We start from the raw sequence: 18,320 nt of genomic DNA, 5'->3' as shown, positions 1-18,320 counted from the left end.
TTAAAAAGCCTTCAGATTTCTGAAGGCTTTTCTAGTTTTTTGCTTTCCTGCAAGGTTTTCAAAACCTTGTAGGTATTCTATATTTAAAACAATAAGTTATTTGGGCATAAAATTTAAACCTGCAAGGTTTTGGAAACCTTGCAGGAGTTGAAACCTAATTTTAGGAATCTTTTTTATTTGAAAATATAAAAACTGAAAACAAATTTGAAATTAAAGCCGCAACCAGCCAGGAGCGCATCCAAAAAAATAAAAAAACAGATTTATTAGAGCAGTTAATACTGGCGAGAATTAAAGTTATAAAAAACGTTGTTGTCAGATTTTGAAGTATTTGAATTAATAATTTCCTATTATACAACCAGACAATTCTCATTTTAATTCAAATTAATTAGCTGAGGTCCAAATTCTTCATAGAAAATATTTTTCTGATTTACGTTTAAATTAATAAGTGCTTCATATTGCGTTTTTATGAAAATTTCAGGCCCGCAGATATAATATCGGGCTTCTTCTAATAAAATTGAATCTTTGCATTTATGAAGATCAACGCGGCCTTGAATTACTTCATTTGAGATTATATTTTCCGGCGTTACAGCATCATAAAAAGTAAAGGTTTCTAAGTGATTCGCTTCTTCTTTTAAAGCCGAAATTTGATCTTTAAAAGCGTGAACAGATTCGTTTCTGCAGCCGTGAATCCAGATTGTTTTTTTATTCTGAATTGAATTTAAATTGGTTTCCAGCATGCTTAACATCGGCGTAAGTCCAACGCCGCCGCTTATTAATACTAACGGATTTTGAGAATCTTTTTCTAAATGAAACAATCCTGCAGGAGAAGAAATAGAAATAATATCGCCTTCAGATTTTGAATGCATTGTATTCGAAACCCATCCGTTTGGATTTGGTGCAATGCCGCTTTCTTTTTTTACCGAAATTCTGTAATATTCAGGATTAAAAGTGCTTGACAAACTGTATTGTCTTGGCTGTAAAAGATTCAGTTCGGGTACAAAAACCTGAACGCTGATAAACTGCCCGGAGTGAAAATTGGCGATTTCCTTACCGTCTTCGGGATAAAGATAAAAGGATTTAATTTCCGCCGATTCTTCAACAATTTTTTTAATGATGAATTTTCTCCAGCCGTTCCAGCTTCCGGTTTTTTCGATATTTTCCTGATATAAATCTTTTTCGATATTAATCATAATTGCGGCAAGTTCGTAAAAAGCAACGGTCCAGGCTTCAAGAATTTCGGGTGTGGCGGCGTCTCCAACAACTTCTCCAATCGAGGCGATAAGATGTGTTCCTACGATTTTATATTGTTCCGGCTGGATATCAAGGCTCCGGTGTTTGGTTCCGATTCCTTTTAATACGCCAATTAAAACTGACGGATCTTCTATATTTTCGGCGTAAGCCAAAACTGCGTTTGCTAAAGCAGATTTTTGTCTTCCGTTTGCCTGATTTCCCATATTAAACATATTTCGTAATTCAGGATGATGTTTAAACATTCTGGCATAAAAATAATTGGTAAGGTCTTCGCCGCTCGCTCGTAAAATAGGAATTGTAGCTTTAATAAGCTCTTTTTGATGTGGATTCATTTTGAATAATTTATTAGGATTTAAATTCAAAATTCTAAGAAATATGCTGTCTTAGAGTTTATAACAGCAAATTTAACCCCACGACAAAGCTTCGTTTTATGATTGAAATCATAAAGGGTTAAGTATTTTGTTTCTGGTTTTTAGTTTGGAATTTTATTGTGATTTCGATTTCAAATTATGATTGTTGAAACACACATATTTTTATTAGTAACTTGTTTTAAATGGGTTGTGTGGCTATTGTATGTTTGTTTTATAATTTATAAAATTAAGAACAATGCAAAGGATAATAAATTATGAAAAAGGAACTTTAAGAATAGGTTACTGTGATAACTTACGGGATGTTTCGGTCTATGAAAATGGAGAATTTAATGAACCAATAAGGTTTAATATACTAACGAAATTTTACCAAAAATAATTGAAGAAGAAAAATAATAATTACTGAAAATAATGAGTACTATGAAAATTTTGAATTTGATTTCAGTTCTGAATTTTCAGGATTTAAATTAGTAAGACATTCATTAAATAGGGATTTACTAATTGTTGAAGAATCCACTATGCGATTAAATTGGGATTTAAAAGAAAAAAATTAATTAAACAAAATAGACTCCAAAAAGGGGGCTGTTTTTTGACAATTTTACAATATCTGAATTATAATTCTGTAAACAATTCCGAGATCTCGACATTCAAAGCTTTGCTGATACGTATAAGCTTATCGATACCCATAATTTGTTTCCCAAGCATATATCTTCTTAATGCTTCGATATCTAAATCAGAATCATGAGCAACATGTCTTACTTTAAGACCTTTTTCTTTGATAATTTCTCTTATATTATTTCCTACAATCTTAACAGATTCAGGTACTTCAGTTTTTCTCATTTATTGCTGATTATATTCTGAAAATTAGGAGTAAGTAGCCAAAAAAACAGGAACATATATGAACGGTTAAATATGACTGTTTTTTTTGTATATTCGTGCAAAAATAAAAGTTAGAATACAATGGAATTAAAAAACATTAAAAGCTTGGGAAATCTTCAAACATTAACTGCCGAATATTTTAATACCTTAAAGCCTATTCAGGATGAAAAAGATATTTATAATGTGAAAATAAAAGTAGGAAGTTATTATGAATTAGGTTCTATTATTACCAATATGCTAAAATCAAGTATTTTAGCATTAGACCAAAACGAAGCAAAAGATGCTAATTATGAATCCATAAATGTGGTTTTACTATTAGAAACCGTACTTCAGTTATTTCCAATCGATGAATTTGAGTTATTAGATAAAATCAATCAATTAGTGGATATTGAGTTTTGATAATTCTTTGCGCACAAGACACACCGCAATAAACCCGACAGGTTTTTAAAACCTGTCGGGTTTACGGAAATTAATATTATCTGAATTGATTTTGATATTAAATTCCACATCTAACATTTTACCAAAACCATAGGCAAAATCGTTGTTGGTCGAAATAAAAACAATTAGAATTGTAATTTACGTTAATATTGTGTTGTTCCTATTTTAATAATACGTTATAAATCATCGTACAATGAAAAATATCTTTCTTTCCTTATGCCTTTTTGGGGTAATTTCCAGCAGTTTAAGTCAGGAATTGGCAAATGCTCCAAAACCTTTTGGACCGCTTCCTACGCAAAAACAAATCGATTGGCAGGAAATGGAATTTTATGCTTTTGTGCATTTTTCATTAAATACATTCACCAATAAAGAGTGGGGTTATGGCGATGAATCTCCGGCTTTATTTAACCCGACAAATTTAGATGTTCGCCAATGGGCGCGCATTGTGAAAGCGGCCGGAATGAAAGGAATTATATTGGTAGCCAAACATCATGATGGATTTTGTTTATGGCCGTCGGCGTATACGGAACGTTCCGTAAAGAATTCTCCGTGGAAAAACGGAAAAGGTGATTTAGTTAAAGAATTGGCAGAAGCTTGTAAAGAATATGATTTAAAATTAGGATTATACCTTTCGCCTTGGGACAGAAATCACGCTGAATATGGAAAACCTGAATATATTACATATTTCAGAAATCAGCTGAAAGAATTATTGACCAATTACGGAGATGTTTTCGAAATGTGGTTTGATGGTGCAAACGGCGGCGACGGCTATTACGGCGGTGCAAACGAAACGAGAAAAATTAATACGCTTGAATATTACAATTGGGATGAAACCTATAAATTAATCTACAAAACGGCACCTAAAACTTTGGTTTGGGGAGTTGGTCCTTCTGAAGCGCGATGGATTGGAAATGAAGAAGGCCGTGCCGGAAAAACAAACTGGTCGCTTTTGCGCCAGAAAGATGAATTGGCCGGAAAAGTGCATTATACCGAATTTATGTCGGGACATGAAGACGGCGAAAAATGGGTTCCGGGCGAAGCCGATGTTTCAATAAGACCGGGATGGTTTTACCATTCGGTTGAAGATGATAAAGTGCGTCCGCTGGATGAAATGGTCGATATTTATTATGAATCAATTGGTCGAAATGCGACTTTATTATTAAATCTGCCGGTTGACAGAAGAGGTTTGGTTCATGAAAATGACGAAGCGAGATTAAGAGAATTGGTTGCAGCTATAAAAGCTGATTTTAAAACGGAATTATTATCTAAAACAAAAATTGCTGCGGATAATGTTAGAGGAAATAACATAGAATTTGCAGCAAAAAATGCGGTTGACGGAAATAAAAACTCCTATTGGGCAACAGACGATAATGTAAAAACGGCTTCGATAACTTTCGAATTTGAAAAACCTACAGACATAAACCGGGTTTTACTTCAGGAATATATTGCGCTTGGACAGCGCGTAAAAGCTTTTAATGTTGAAGTTAAAGTGGATGGAAACTGGAAAACCGCTGCAAATGAAACCACTATTGGTTACAAAAGAATTTTAAGAATCGACAGAGTTAAAGCATCGGCATTAAGAATCAATATTACAGATTCAAAAGCAAACATTGTTATTTCAAATATTCAGGCTTACAATGCACCGACTTTTGTGCGTATGCCGGAAATTCAGCGTGATAAAAATGGTGATGTAACCATAAAAACGGAAGATGGAAATCCTGTTTATTATTCGCTTGACGGAAAAAAGCCAACAAAAAAAAGTACTCTATATAAAGGAGTATTTCGGGTTAATAAAGCGGTTACCATAAAAGCTGTAGTTATTGATGTTGCAGAAAATATAAGCAGTGCTGTGAAAACAGCAAAATACGGCGCATCAAAAGAAAACTGGAAAATAGTTTCGGCATCCAGCGGAGATTTGAAATCAGCAGACCGGGTTATCGACGGAAATCCAAATACAGATTGGAGTTTTGGAGGTGATGCAAATAAACTTCCGCAAGAAATAACGATAGATATGGGAAGTCTTTTAACACTAAGTGGTTTTACATATGTGCCGCAGCAAGTGGGCAACAATCTTAATTTAATATCAAATTACGAATTCTACACTAGTATAGATAATGTAAACTGGGTTTTGCAGTCTGAAGGTGAATTTTCGAATATTAAGCATAACCCAATCGAGCAGGTTAAGACTTTCAAAAAAGCCAAAGCCAGATATATTCGTTTCACAGCCAAGTCAGCGGTAGCGAAGGGATCGACCGTTTCTATTGCAGAAATAAATGTAATTGAAACATTATAACCGCTTTTTGATTTGTAATGTTTTTGCTTAAAGTTACCAATTTTGCCCTATAGCGAAGGTAACAGGTTATTAGTCGAATTTTTGATTATTTACATTATGTAATATTTAATTTTATACTAAATAATTAGAACATCAGGCAAATGATTAAAGAAAGTATAAATTTCAAAGAAGCAGGAAAATTCGAAGAAACGCGTTTTGAAAAGATACATAATGTAATTTTTGATTCGTCTAAAGAGGCTTCGATTTTAGTAGCTCAGGAAATAGCCAATATAATTCAGAGAAAAGAAGAGTTAAACGAACCTTGTATTTTAGGTTTGGCAACTGGATCTTCTCCGATAAAAGTATATGAAGAATTAGTTCGTCTTCATAAAGAAGAAGGTTTAAGTTTTGAAAACGTAGTAACTTTCAATTTGGATGAATATTATCCAATGGATAAAAATGATATTCAAAGTTATTGGTATTTCATGCATGAGCATCTTTTTAATCACGTTAATATTTTGCCTCAAAATATCAATATTCCTGACGGAAATATCAGTAATGAAGATCTTCAGCAGTATTGTATCGATTATGAAATGAAGATTAAGGCTTACGGCGGATTGGATTTTCAGCTTCTTGGAATTGGAAGAACGGGACATATCGGTTTTAACGAGCCGGGATCTCACGTAAATTCAGGAACCAGAAGCATTACATTAGATCACTTAACGCGTGTTGATGCAGCATCATCATTTTTAGGAATTGATAATGTGCCTAGAAAAGCGATTACAATGGGAATTGGTACGGTAAAAAATGCCAAAAGAATTGTAATTCTTGGATGGGGAATCAGCAAGGCAGAAATTATAAAGAAAACAATTGAAGGTGAAATTTCATCTAGGGTTCCGGCCACGTATTTACAACAGCACAACAACACAACTTTTGTTTTAGATACCGAAGCTTCATCAGAATTAACTAGAGTAAAAACGCCTTGGTTAGTAAAATCTGTAATCTGGACAGACGAATTGAAATTAAAAGCAGTGGCTTGGTTAAGTGAATTGACTAAAAAACCTTTCTTAAAACTGACAGACAAGGATTATAATGATAATGGAATGTCCAGCGTTTTAACCGAAGAAGGAACTGCATATAATTTGAATATTAAAATGTTCAACAAAATGCAGCAGACTATTACGGGATGGCCAGGCGGAAAACCTAATGCCGATGATACGTACAGACCAGAACGTGCAACTCCGGAAAGAAAAAGAATTATCATTTTTAGTCCGCATCCTGATGATGATGTTATCTCAATGGGAGGAACTTTTGACAGATTGGTAGAGCAGGGGCACGATGTTCATATTGCATATCAAACTTCTGGAAATATTGCGGTTTCGAATCAGGAAGCTTTAAAGTTTGCTGAAATTACAAAAGCGCTAAACAATAATTCTGCTGATGCTGAAAAGATTATTGACTTTTTGAAAAACAAAAAAAGCAATGATATCGATTCATTAGAAGTTAGAAAATTAAAAGGTTTGATTAGAAGAAGTGAGTCTTTGGCAGCAACACGTTATTTAGGTTTGCCGGATTCTAATGTAAACTTCCTTGATCTTCCTTTTTATGAAACGGGAACGGTAAAGAAAAATAATCTTGGTGAGGCTGATATCGAAATAATGTGCGATATCATCGAAAGAATAAAACCTCATCAAATCTACGCAGCAGGAGATTTAGCAGATCCGCACGGTACGCACAAAGTGTGTCTGGACAGTTTGTTTGAAGCTTTGAAACGATTGAAACACAAAAGTTTTATGGATGAATGCTGGGTTTGGTTGTACCGAGGTGCTTGGCACGAATGGGAAACGTACCAAATTGAAATGGCGGTTCCAATGAGTCCGGATCAGGTGTTGAAAAAACGTCACGCGATTTTCTATCACCAGTCTCAAAAAGACGGTGTAATGTTCCAGGGTGATGACAGCAGGGAATTCTGGATTAGAGCAGAAGACAGAAACAGATTAACTGCAGAAAAATATCACGCTTTAGGTTTGGCAGATTACTCTGCAATTGAAGCTTTCAAGAGATATTTCTTCTAAGAAAATCTTTAAAATATAATAAACTATTTCATGTGGTTTATTTGGTTAGTTACCAAGTTTTGAAATGCAGCCGTGGTTGGCTGCATTTTTTTTGTTTTTATACGTGGCGTAGTTTAACCGAAAAGAGCGTTAGGATTTACGCAGACGCTAAGTTTTTTTGCTTGATCTAAAAAGGAATATAAAAAAAGGTCCGCAAAGTTTTGTGAATAAACTTTGCGAACCTTGCGTAAATCTTAGCGCTCTTTGCGGTTAAATACTTATATAGAAGAATTTAAAATTCTCTGTTTTACATGATCGATATACGATCTTCCAATAACATATCTAAGTCCTTCAATTTCAATGCTGTTTCCCTCAACGGCGTCGATTTTGTCGATTGCGATAGTGTAGGATCTATGAATTCTTATGAAGTTTTTTTCCGGCAGTAAATCCGTAAAGTCAGATAAAGTGCTGTGAATTATGTATTTTCCTGTTAAGGTATTTATTTTTAAATAGTCTTTTAAACTTTCGATAACCAGAATTTCGTTGAAGAATATCTTCTTCATTCTTTTTTTGTCAATTTTTACGAATATAAAAGGGCTGTCTGGATTGCTTTCCTGCGGAGAACTAGCTTTGTTTTCTAATCTTTTACTGATTTTATTCAACGTTTTCATCAATCTTGGAAATTCGATTGGTTTTACCAGATAATCTAAAACGTCCAATTCATAAGTTTCTAGTGCAAACTGACTATAAGCACTCGTAATTACAAGTAAAGGCGGATTTTCAAGACTTTTAATAAAATTAATTCCGTCAAGAACAGGCATATTGATGTCAAGAAAAATAACATCCACTTTATTGTTCTTCAGGAAATTCAAGCCTTCAATTGGATTGCTGAAAGTATCTATTACCTCGAAATTTTCAAGTGGCTCTAAATAGGTTTTTATAACATTGATTGCCAATGGCTCGTCATCAATAATCAAACATTTTATTCTCATTTCTATAATCTTATGTTATTTGAGCGAATAATCTAGCAGGTAAACTTATATACGAGGAAAAGTGGTGTTTAGGTTACTTTAATCACCAGCTTCACGACAAAAATATTCTTTTTATTTTTAAATAAAAGCTTATAGTCACTTTTATTATATCCTAATTCCAGTCTTTTTTTTACATTTTCGATCCCTATACCACTTGACTTGTTAAAATTATCCTGATGCTGCGTAATTTCTGGCGTTGGATTTGAAATTGTAAAGTATAGAAAATCATCTTTTACCTTGAATTTAATGTCAATCTTTACTTTTCCTGTGTTTTTGTTTACGCCGTGTTTAAAGGCATTTTCAATAAAAGTCAGTAAAATCACCGGAGAAATCTCCTTATCATGAATATCTCCTGAAACTTCCATGTTTACTTCCAGGCGATCATCATTTCTAATTCGCTCCAGATCAAGGTAGTTTTGAATGCATAGAATCTCGTTTTCTAAACTTTGCTTTTTACCACTTGTATCATAAAGCATGTAACGCATTAATTCCGATAGTTTTAAGACAATCTTTGGTGTTTTATTTGATTTTTCTACAGATAAAGAATAGATGTTGTTTAAAGTATTGAAGAAAAAGTGTGGGGAAATCTGTGATTTCAGGAAAAGCAATTCTGTTTCCAGTTGTGATTTCTCTAAATCGGTTACTCTTTTTTGTTCTTTCAAAAAATCCAGAGTGATTTTGATTGCCGTAACAAAAGTCATTACATACAATTCTCCCATCATCATATCAATCGTATAATTTAAGGTAAGTTTATCAATTGTTTCAGGACCTTCGGGCCATACTTCATGTGTGATTAAGAGATAAGTAAGGTTAAATTTTATCAATACCATAACAAATATGGCAGATAAAACGGCGAGCATATACAAAAAATACTTTTTTCGGTACACCAGATATGGCATGAAAATGAGGATATTCAAATAACAAAGTGTCATGTGAATTGGGAAACCAAGCAAGTTGGTTTTTATTGAATACCAATAATTGTTAAAATAGCTTCCCCACCTAAAAGTATTAAATAAGAAATAAGTCAGCCAAAAAACCACATGATAATACAATGGTACGCGATATAATTTATTAGAATTGAAATTCATAATATGAGGATGTTTTGTGACTTTTTTTGATGTTTATCTAAGTTTATATGTTGTCCGTCTAAATAAGTTTTAATAAAAAGTCAGTTTATTTAAATTTAAAGTTAAATTAAGGTTGTTTTATATGAAGAAATTTCTCGTGCCTGCTTTATTTGTAATTTTGGTTACAAGTTGTAAAATAAAGTCATACAAAAATAATAATCAAGAAAATATTTTTGTAAACCATGTTGATCCTTTTATCGGAACAGGTGGACACGGTCATACGTATCCCGGAGCGACGGTTCCTTTTGGAATGTTACAAGTAAGTCCTGATAACGGAATCTCAAGCTGGGACTGGTGTTCTGGCTATCATTACTCAGATTCTATCGTTTCTGGGTTTAGTCATTTGCACTTAAGCGGAACAGGAATTGGCGATTTGGCAGATATTTTATTTATGCCGACAAACAAAAAAGTCGATTTAACATTAAAAACAACTTCAAGAGATCAATTACCTTATAAATCATTTTACAGTCATGTTAACGAAAAAGCAGCACCAGGTTCTTACCAGGTTTTTCTTAAGGATCCTAAGATCAATGTAGAATTAACTTCTTCACAAAGAACAGCTTATCATAAGTACACTTTTACAAAAAACGACAAACAATCAGTAGTTGTCGATTTAGGATTTGCCATAAACTGGGACAAAGCCTTAAAAACCGGAATTACAATTGAAGACGAATATACCATTAGCGGTTATCGATACAGTAAAGGCTGGGCATTAAACCAAAAAGTATTTTTTGTTGCTAAGTTTTCAAAACCAATTACAGAATCAGTTTTAACTGCTGACAAACAAATTGTTAATACTAAAAAAGCAGAATCCGAAAATACATCGGCACAATTATTTTTTGATCCGAAAAACTCAGATGAATTATTTGTAAAAGTAGCATTGTCATCTGTAAGTGTGGCCAATGCCAAAGATAATTTAGATGGAGAAAAAGCCAATTTCGACAATACAAAATCAGAAGCTTCTTCTGTTTGGAATAAAGCATTAAGCAAAATTAAAGTTGAAACTCCAGTAGATTCGTTAAAAACGATTTTCTATACTGCGATGTATCACGCACAAGTTGCCCCTGTAACCTATAGTGATAAAAACGGTCAATTTAGGAGAGAGGATGATCAAATTGTTACAGCAAAAGATTATACCGCTTATTCGACCTTATCACTATGGGATACTTTTAGAGCCGAAAATCCTTTATTGACTTTGCTGGCACCAGACAAAGCCTCAGATATTGTAAACTCAATGTTAGCGTATTACGATACCAAAAAAATATTACCGGTTTGGACACTATACGCCAATGAAACGAATACAATGACAGGTTACCATTCCATTCCGGTAATTGTTGATGCATACTTAAAAGGTATAAAAGGTTTCGATGCAGAAAAAGCATTTGAGGCTATGAAAACCACAATGATGCAGGACGAGCGTGGTTTAAATTTCTACAAAAAATACGGTTATATACCTTATAATTTATTAGACGAATCGGTTACAATTACTTTAGAGTATGCTTATGATGATTGGTGTGTGGCACAAATGGCAAAAGCTTTAGGAAAAAATGCCGATTATGAATTTTTCTTAAAACGTTCTCAGGCCTATCAATATTTATTTGATCCAAAAACAGGATTCATGAGAGGAAAATCTGAAGACGGAAAATCTTGGAATGAACCTTTCGACCCAAAACATTCTAATCACAGAGAACACACAGATTATACAGAAGGAAATGCATGGCAGCACAGTTGGTTTGTACCTCATAATGTAGAAGATTTTATCAAACTTCACGGAAGTAATGAATTATTTACCAAACGTTTAGAACAGTTGTTTACCGAAAGTTCAGAAATTACAGGAAACAATGTTTCGGCAGATATTTCGGGATTAATTGGACAATACGCACACGGAAACGAACCAAGTCACCACATTGCGTATATGTTCAATCATGCGGGCCAGCCGTGGAGAACGCAATATTGGGTACGTCATATTTTAGATACACAATACAATACGACACCAAACGGATTAAGCGGTAACGAAGACTGCGGACAAATGTCAGCTTGGTATGTTTTCAGTTCAATGGGATTATACCCAATGAATCCGGCTTCGGGAGAATACGAAATTGGAAGTCCGATTTTCGAGAAAGCGACCATCAATCTTGAAAAAGGTAAAACGTTTGTAATTGAAGCAGAGAATGTTTCAGATAAAAACTTTTATATCCAGTCGGCTGTTTTAAACGGAGTTGAATTCAATCAAACAGCAATCACACATCAACAGATTTTAAAAGGCGGGGTTTTACATTTTGTAATGGGACCTCAGCCAAATAAAAACTGGGGAACAAAAAAATAAAAAAACAAAAACGTAACTAACCTAACAAACAAATAATTTAATGGATATTATTGACGTATCGATAATCGTAGCTTATATTCTGCTCTCAGTGAGTATTGGAATTTGGATTTCAAGAAAAGCAAAACAAGGATTAGATGACTATTTTCTTGGCGGAAAAACAATCAAATGGTATTTCTTAGGTCTTAGTAACGGATCTGGAATGTTTGATGTTTCCGGAACTTCCTGGATGATTGGAGTACTTTTTCTATATGGAGTAAAAAGCTTTATGTTCATGTGGCTCTGGCCAATCTGGAATCAGATTTTCGTGATGATGTTCCTTGCAGTCTGGATTAGAAGATCAAAAGTAATGACAGGTTCTGAATGGATTTTAACCCGTTTTGGCAGCGACAGAGCCGGAAAAGCATCGCATATTATTGTGGCTATTTTTGCTATTATTTCTACAATTGGTTTTATCGCTTATTTCTTCGAAGGAATCGGAAAATTTGTAACTATTATTCTACCGTGGGATTTAACGCTTCATTATGGCGATTTAATTTTATTGACTTCAGAACGTTCTTACGCCTTAATTATCATTTTTTTAACTACAATTTATACCGTAAAAGGCGGAATGTTTTCTGTCGTTGCGACAGAAGTTGTACAATATTTAATCATGATTGTAGCCGGAGTTTTAATTGCCGGATATGCATTTATTAATTATACAGATCTTCAGATAAATTCGGTTATTACCGAGGAGTGGAAAAATGTTTTCTTCGGATGGCAGTTTGAAACCCAGTGGAGTGATAAATTCCAAACCTTCAATAATTTAATTGATTCAGAAGGTTATAAAATGTTTGGTGCTTTCATCGGAATGACATTATTCAAAGGTTTCTTTGCAAGTGTCGCAGGGCCAACTCCTAGTTATGATTTACAACGTGTTCTTTCTACAAAATCTGTAAAAGAAGCGGCTTATATGAGTGGTTTTACGAACTTAATTTTATTTATTCCAAGATACTTGTTAATTACCGGAATCGTAGTAATTGCATTGGTAAACTTAGCACCGGAATTGAATGCCAACACAGGTTTAACCGGGGCTGATTTAGAATTATTAATGCCAAAAGTGGTCAATTTATATATTCCGGTTGGAATTAAAGGAATTCTTTTAGCAGGTTTATTAGCCGCTTTCATGTCGGGATTTTCAGCGTTTGTAAACGCTGGGCCAGCTTATATTGTAAATGATATTTATAAAAAATACTTTAAACCGGTTGCTACAAATGCACATTATATTAAAGTAAGTCAGATTTCATCTTTCCTTGTAGTTGGTTTAGGAGTTTTCATGGGATTCTTTGCCGATTCAATCAACTCTTTAACGCTTTGGATTACAAGTGCTTTATACGGAGGTTACGTTGCTGCAAATTTCCTAAAGTGGATTTGGTGGCGTTTTAACGGATGGGGTTATTTCTGGGGAATGTTCGCCGGATTAATCATTGCTTCTTTACAATTTGCTTTAGGTCAGGCAAAAGGAAGTTTAACCGAAGGATCATTTTTATACGATTTAGCACAAGTACAGGCCATTTACTTGTTCCCAATAATATTTGGTTTCTCAATTTTAGGGTGTATTTTAGGAACGTTCTTAAGCAAACCAACAGACATGGAAGTTCTAAAATCATTCTATGCAAACGTAAGACCTTGGGGATTCTGGGGGCCGGTTTATAAACAATTGAAAGCAGAAGATTTTACTTTCGAAAAAAACAATGATTTCTGGAAAGATATGATGAACTGTGCAATTGGAATTATCTGGCAGTCGAGCATGATTTTGCTTCCGATATTCTTTATTATCAGAGATTATCCAAAAGCAATTACGGCTTTGATTGTGTTTTTAGTAACGACTACGATATTGAAGTTTACGTGGTTAGATAAGGTTAGAAAAATTGAAGATTAGATAAGACATACAGTTTGTTATTTCGAGGAACGAGAAATCGCACACGAAACTCGACAAAGATTGACGATTTAGATTGCGGAATTTCTAGTGCGATTTCTCGTTTCTCGAAATGACAAGATTGAGAAAAAAATTAAACACATAGAAAGATAGGTTTTAAATGTGTATAAAAGAATACAAAAAGAAACTAGTTTCTAATACATAGCTATGTTTGTTAATGCAAGTGAAACGCCTTTATGCGGTTTTCAAAAACTATGTTTCTATGTGTTTAAATTAATGACAAAGCTTTACAATAAAACAAACAATAAAAAACAAAAAAAATGAGCAGTATTCCTTGGCAAGACAGACCCGAAAACAGTAACGATGTAATGTGGAGATATTCTGAAAATCCAATTATCGACAGATATGCAATACCATCATCAAACAGTATTTTTAATAGTGCTGTAGTTCCTTTTGGAGATGGTTATGCGGGAGTTTTCAGATGTGATAACAAAGCGGTTCAAATGAATATTTTTGCCGGCTTTAGTAAAAACGGAATCGATTGGGACATCAACCACGAACCAATCGTAATGCAGTCTGGTAATACAGATATGATCGAATCTGCTTATAAATATGATCCGCGTGTGGTTTTCATCGAAGACCGTTATTGGATTACATGGTGTAATGGTTACAATGGGCCAACAATTGGAATTGGATATACTTTTGACTTTAAAGAGTTTTTTCAATGTGAAAATGCCTTTTTACCATTCAACAGAAACGGAGTTTTATTCCCTCAAAAAATAAACGGAAAATACGCGATGTTAAGCCGTCCAAGTGATAACGGACATACGCCTTTTGGAGATATCTGGATCAGTTACAGCCCGGACATGAAATATTGGGGAGAACATAGATTAGTAATGAAACCAAGTCCGTTTGAAAAAAGTGCATGGCAGTGTACAAAAGTGGGAGCAGGACCAATTCCTATTTTAACTAATGAAGGATGGTTAATGATCTACCACGGGGTTATCAATACCTGCAACGGTTTCCGTTATGCAATGGGCTCAGCACTTTTAGATGTTGATTCACCAGACAAAGTTAAATACAGAACACAGCCTTATTTATTAGGACCTGCTGAGATTTATGAAATGGTAGGAGATGTGCCAAATGTAGTTTTCCCATGTGCCGCTTTACACGATACAGAAGAAGATAAACTAGCTGTTTATTATGGTGCAGCAGATACCGCTGTAGCAATAGCATTTGGTAAATTAAGTGAAGTAATTCAGTTTACAAAAGATAACAGTTTATAGAAAAAGCATGCGTTTAAAATTTCAATGGTTAACAGTTGTTTTAGTTTGTCTTTCGACGGCGGGTTTTGCGCAGTCAAAGAAAAATACGATTATTCCTAAAACATATGTAGCGGCAAAAACAACAAGTCCAATTACAATAGACGGAGACGAGTCTGACGCTTCATGGAGCAAGGCAGACTGGACAGATCTTTTTGAGGATATAGAAAATGATGTAAAACCCAAATATGCAACAAAAGTTAAAATGTTATGGGACGAAACCAATTTTTATATATTAGCAAAGATTGACGAACCGCACGTTTGGGCTAATTTAAAGCAGCGAGATACCATTATATTTTATAACAATGACTTTGAAGTTTTTATAGATCCCGACAGCGATACTTTTAACTATTACGAATTAGAGATAAACGCCTTGAACACTGCTTGGGATCTATTTTTATCAAAACCTTACCGAGAAAATGATCTCGTGGTTTTAAATGACTGGAATCTTACCGGTTTAAAATCAGCTGTAAAAATTCATGGAACGCTTAATAACCCTAATGATGTTGATCAGGGATGGGTTTTAGAAATGGCGATTCCGTGGGCAGCTTACAAAACATCATATTTTGATCAAAACGTGCCTGCAGATAAATTCTGGAGAGTCAATTTCTCAAGAGTCAACTGGCAGCATTCACTTATCGACGGAAAATACGAACGCAAAAAAGATTCTGACGGAAAATTTCTTCCAGAATACAACTGGGTTTGGTCACCAATGGGTGTAATCAATATGCATGAACCTGAAAAATGGGGATATGTTTATTTTTCATCCAAAGAAGGAAAAGATACCTTTACCATTCCGCAGGAAGAAAAAGTAAAATGGGAACTTTACAATTTATACAGAGCCCAAAAAGAATATTTTCAAAAGAATAAAGTTTGGGCAAAATCGCTGGCGAATCTAACAAAAGAAGCCATCAGCGTTGATAATAAAATTTTAAAGCCTATTTTAGAAAACCATTCTGCAGGATATAATATTTCAATAAAAAGTCCTTTCTCAAATCAAACATTGATTATAAGGCAGGATGGCAAAATAATAACAAAATAAACCACTATGAAACTACCAAAAGCATTACTTCTATTATTGGCCATTACTATTTTTTCTTGTGCCAAAAAAGAAGAACCAACCACTGCATTTAAATTTGGAGTCTGGACAACCGCTGATGCTAAAAAATCAGATGCAGATTATACAAAAGAATTCAAAAAATATAAAGACGGCGGTATCGACGAAGTATTAATCAATACTACCACAGATGCACAGCTTTTAAAAAGATTAGTGCCTCTTGCCACTAAAGAAGGCCTAAAAGTTCATGCCTGGATTATGGCTATGAACAGACCCGGAGATTCAATTGCTTTACAGCATCCGGAGTGGTATCAGGTAAGTAAAGAAGGAAAATCATGCTTTGACAATCGTCCTTACGTAGATTACTACCAATGGTTATGTCCAACCAGAAAAGAATCAAGAGAACACGTTTTGCATTTAGTTGAAGAACTGGCAAAAGTAGAAGGAATTGAGAGTGTTCACTTAGATTATATTCGTTTCCCGGACATCTTTTTACCAATTAGTTTACTGCCAAAATACAACTTAGTTCAGGATGTAGAATTACCTCAATTTGATTTTTGTTATTGTGACGAATGTGTAAAAGCATTCGAAAAAATCCACCATAAAAACCCAAAAGAAAGCCACAACACTTCTATCGATATGGAGTGGAAAAACTTCCGTTTAAATGCGATACAAGCTGTTGTTGACGATGCATATAAAATTGCACATAAACACAACAAACAATTAACTGCCGCTGTATTTCCTTACCCAGAAATGGCAGACCACATGGTACGCCAGCGTTGGGATAAATGGAATATTGATGAAGTATATCCAATGATTTACCACAGTTTTTACAATGAAGAAATTGACTGGGTTGGTTATGCTACAAAACAAGGTGTTGCAGACTTAGAAGATAAGAAAACAAAAATCAATACAGGGATTTATATTCCGGGATTGAAAAACGATAAAGAATTAAAACAAGCTATTTTAGAAGCAAAAGAAAATGGAGCCGTAGGAGTTTCATTTTTCGACGGAAATGCATTGTCTGAAAGTAATTTAAAGACCATCAAAGAAACAAAAGCAAGTTTAAAGTAATATTTTTAAACACATAAGAAGATAGGTTTTAAGTGTGTACAAAAAGAATACAAAAATAAACAAGTTTCTAACACATAGCTCTGTTTGTTAATGCAAGTGGAAAGCGTTTTATGCGGTTTCAAAAACTATGTTTCTATGTGTTTCAATAAAACTAAAAGTAAAAAGCATGTCAAATAGAAGAGACTTTATCAAAAAAGCAGCTTTAGGCGCAGCAGCTGTAAGTTCAGTAGGCTTTAGCGGATTTGCGAAAGAAAAAGAAGGTGCATTAGAATTTGCTTCAAAAAAAGTAAAAAAGCCGGTTGTTATTTCGACATGGAATCACGGTTTACCGGCGAATAAAGAAACGTGGAAAGAATTAAAAGCCGGAAAATCTGCCTTAGACGCGATTGAGGCCGGTATGAAAATTCCTGAAGCAGATCCGAATGTCCGCAGTGTTGGTTATGGAGGATATCCGGATCGCGAAGGAAAAGTGACCTTGGATGCCTGTATTATGGACCACAACAGCAACTGCGGTTCTGTTTGTTTTTTACAAGGCATTATGCACCCAATTTCTGTAGCAAAAAGAGTATTGCAAAATACACCTCACGTAATGCTGGCCGGACAAGGTGCATTGCAGTTTGCTTTATCAGAAGGGTTTAAAGAAGAAAATTTACTAACTCCGGAATCTGAAAAAGACTGGAAAAAATGGCTGGAAGATTCTAAATACAAACCAGTCATTAATATAGAAAATCACGATACCATAAGCATGCTAATGTTGGATCAAGACGGAAATCTTTCGGGAGGGTGTACCACCAGTGGTGCTGCCTGGAAGATGCACGGCCGCGTCGGTGATTCCCCAATAATCGGCGCGGGTCTTTTTCTGGACAACGAAGTAGGAGCTGCAGCGGCAACAGGTTTAGGCGAAGCTGTAATTAGAACGGCAGGAAGCGCCATGGTAGTAGAATTAATGCGTCAGGGAAAATCGCCTTATGATGCCTGCAAAGAAATCACAGAGCGTATTTACAACAAACACAAAAACCACAAAGACATGGAGTATCTGCAGGTTGGATTTATTGCCTTAAATAAAAACGGCGAACATGCAGGCTACAGTTTAAGATCTGGTTTTAATTATGCTGTTTCTGATGACGAAAAAGGACACAGAATGGAAGATGCTAAATTTAAAATGTCGTGGGATAAATAGACCTATTTGTTATTTCGACGAACGAG

Annotated in this window: 13 protein-coding genes; 9 read left to right on the top strand and 4 right to left on the bottom strand. The window is 34.6% G+C overall.

Annotated features, from left to right (window positions below):
- Positions 1 to 371 precede the first annotated feature (371 nt).
- Entirely contained in the window at positions 372 to 1,583 is a 1,212-nt protein-coding gene (hmpA, locus tag L1276_RS13085; RefSeq protein ID WP_253788462.1) for an NO-inducible flavohemoprotein, read from the bottom strand.
- 648 nt (positions 1,584 to 2,231) lie between these two features.
- Positions 2,232 to 2,459 carry a helix-turn-helix domain-containing protein gene (locus tag L1276_RS13080; RefSeq protein WP_253788460.1) on the bottom strand — a complete coding sequence of 76 codons (228 nt, stop codon included), beginning with the start codon at positions 2,457 to 2,459 and terminating at the stop codon, positions 2,232 to 2,234.
- Positions 2,460 to 2,579: 120 nt separating this feature from the next.
- On the opposite strand from L1276_RS13080, the gene L1276_RS13075 reads away from it, so the two are divergent.
- From L1276_RS13075 to nagB, 3 genes are all read left to right on the top strand, one after another.
- Entirely contained in the window at positions 2,580 to 2,897 is a 318-nt protein-coding gene (locus L1276_RS13075) for a hypothetical protein (protein ID WP_253788458.1), read from the top strand.
- Positions 2,898 to 3,129: 232 nt separating this feature from the next.
- Positions 3,130 to 5,229, top strand: coding sequence for an alpha-L-fucosidase (locus tag L1276_RS13070; protein WP_253788456.1), 2,100 nt, complete (start codon positions 3,130 to 3,132; stop codon positions 5,227 to 5,229).
- Between the two features lie 140 nt (positions 5,230 to 5,369).
- A complete protein-coding gene (gene nagB, locus L1276_RS13065; protein ID WP_253788454.1) occupies positions 5,370 to 7,283 on the top strand; it encodes a glucosamine-6-phosphate deaminase in 1,914 nt (637 codons plus the stop codon).
- Between the two features lie 257 nt (positions 7,284 to 7,540).
- Here the strand turns inward: nagB and L1276_RS13060 are convergent, their stop codons facing one another.
- Both L1276_RS13060 and L1276_RS13055 read right to left on the bottom strand, forming a co-directional pair.
- Complete coding sequence (locus L1276_RS13060; RefSeq protein WP_253788451.1) at positions 7,541 to 8,254, bottom strand: LytTR family DNA-binding domain-containing protein; 714 nt, start codon at positions 8,252 to 8,254, stop codon at positions 7,541 to 7,543.
- A gap of 68 nt (positions 8,255 to 8,322) precedes the next feature.
- Positions 8,323 to 9,381: a sensor histidine kinase gene (locus L1276_RS13055; protein ID WP_253788449.1), complete on the bottom strand. Its 1,059-nt coding sequence runs from the start codon at positions 9,379 to 9,381 to the stop codon at positions 8,323 to 8,325.
- A 121-nt stretch (positions 9,382 to 9,502) separates the two neighbouring features.
- Between L1276_RS13055 and L1276_RS13050 the strand changes: the two genes are divergently transcribed.
- From L1276_RS13050 to L1276_RS13025, 6 genes are all read left to right on the top strand, one after another.
- A complete protein-coding gene (locus tag L1276_RS13050; protein WP_253788447.1) occupies positions 9,503 to 11,746 on the top strand; it encodes a GH92 family glycosyl hydrolase in 2,244 nt (747 codons plus the stop codon).
- A 40-nt stretch (positions 11,747 to 11,786) separates the two neighbouring features.
- On the top strand, positions 11,787 to 13,664 hold the full coding sequence (locus tag L1276_RS13045) for a sodium:solute symporter family protein (protein ID WP_253788445.1): 1,878 nt from the start codon (positions 11,787 to 11,789) through the stop codon (positions 13,662 to 13,664).
- A gap of 317 nt (positions 13,665 to 13,981) precedes the next feature.
- Entirely contained in the window at positions 13,982 to 14,947 is a 966-nt protein-coding gene (locus L1276_RS13040; RefSeq protein ID WP_253788444.1) for a glycoside hydrolase family 130 protein, read from the top strand.
- Between the two features lie 7 nt (positions 14,948 to 14,954).
- Complete coding sequence (locus L1276_RS13035; RefSeq protein ID WP_253788443.1) at positions 14,955 to 16,025, top strand: carbohydrate-binding family 9-like protein; 1,071 nt, start codon at positions 14,955 to 14,957, stop codon at positions 16,023 to 16,025.
- A gap of 6 nt (positions 16,026 to 16,031) precedes the next feature.
- Positions 16,032 to 17,114, top strand: a complete 1,083-nt coding sequence (locus L1276_RS13030; protein WP_253788442.1) for a putative glycoside hydrolase — start codon at positions 16,032 to 16,034, stop codon at positions 17,112 to 17,114.
- Between the two features lie 166 nt (positions 17,115 to 17,280).
- Positions 17,281 to 18,294, top strand: a complete 1,014-nt coding sequence (locus tag L1276_RS13025) for an isoaspartyl peptidase/L-asparaginase family protein (RefSeq protein ID WP_253788441.1) — start codon at positions 17,281 to 17,283, stop codon at positions 18,292 to 18,294.
- Positions 18,295 to 18,320 lie beyond the last annotated feature (26 nt).

The sequence above is a fragment of the Flavobacterium sp. HSC-32F16 genome, from assembly GCF_024171645.1.
Classification (GTDB): Bacteria; Bacteroidota; Bacteroidia; order Flavobacteriales; family Flavobacteriaceae; genus Flavobacterium.
The sequence above is the reverse complement of the archived record's forward strand: the minus strand, read 5'-3'. Positions and strand labels throughout refer to the sequence as shown.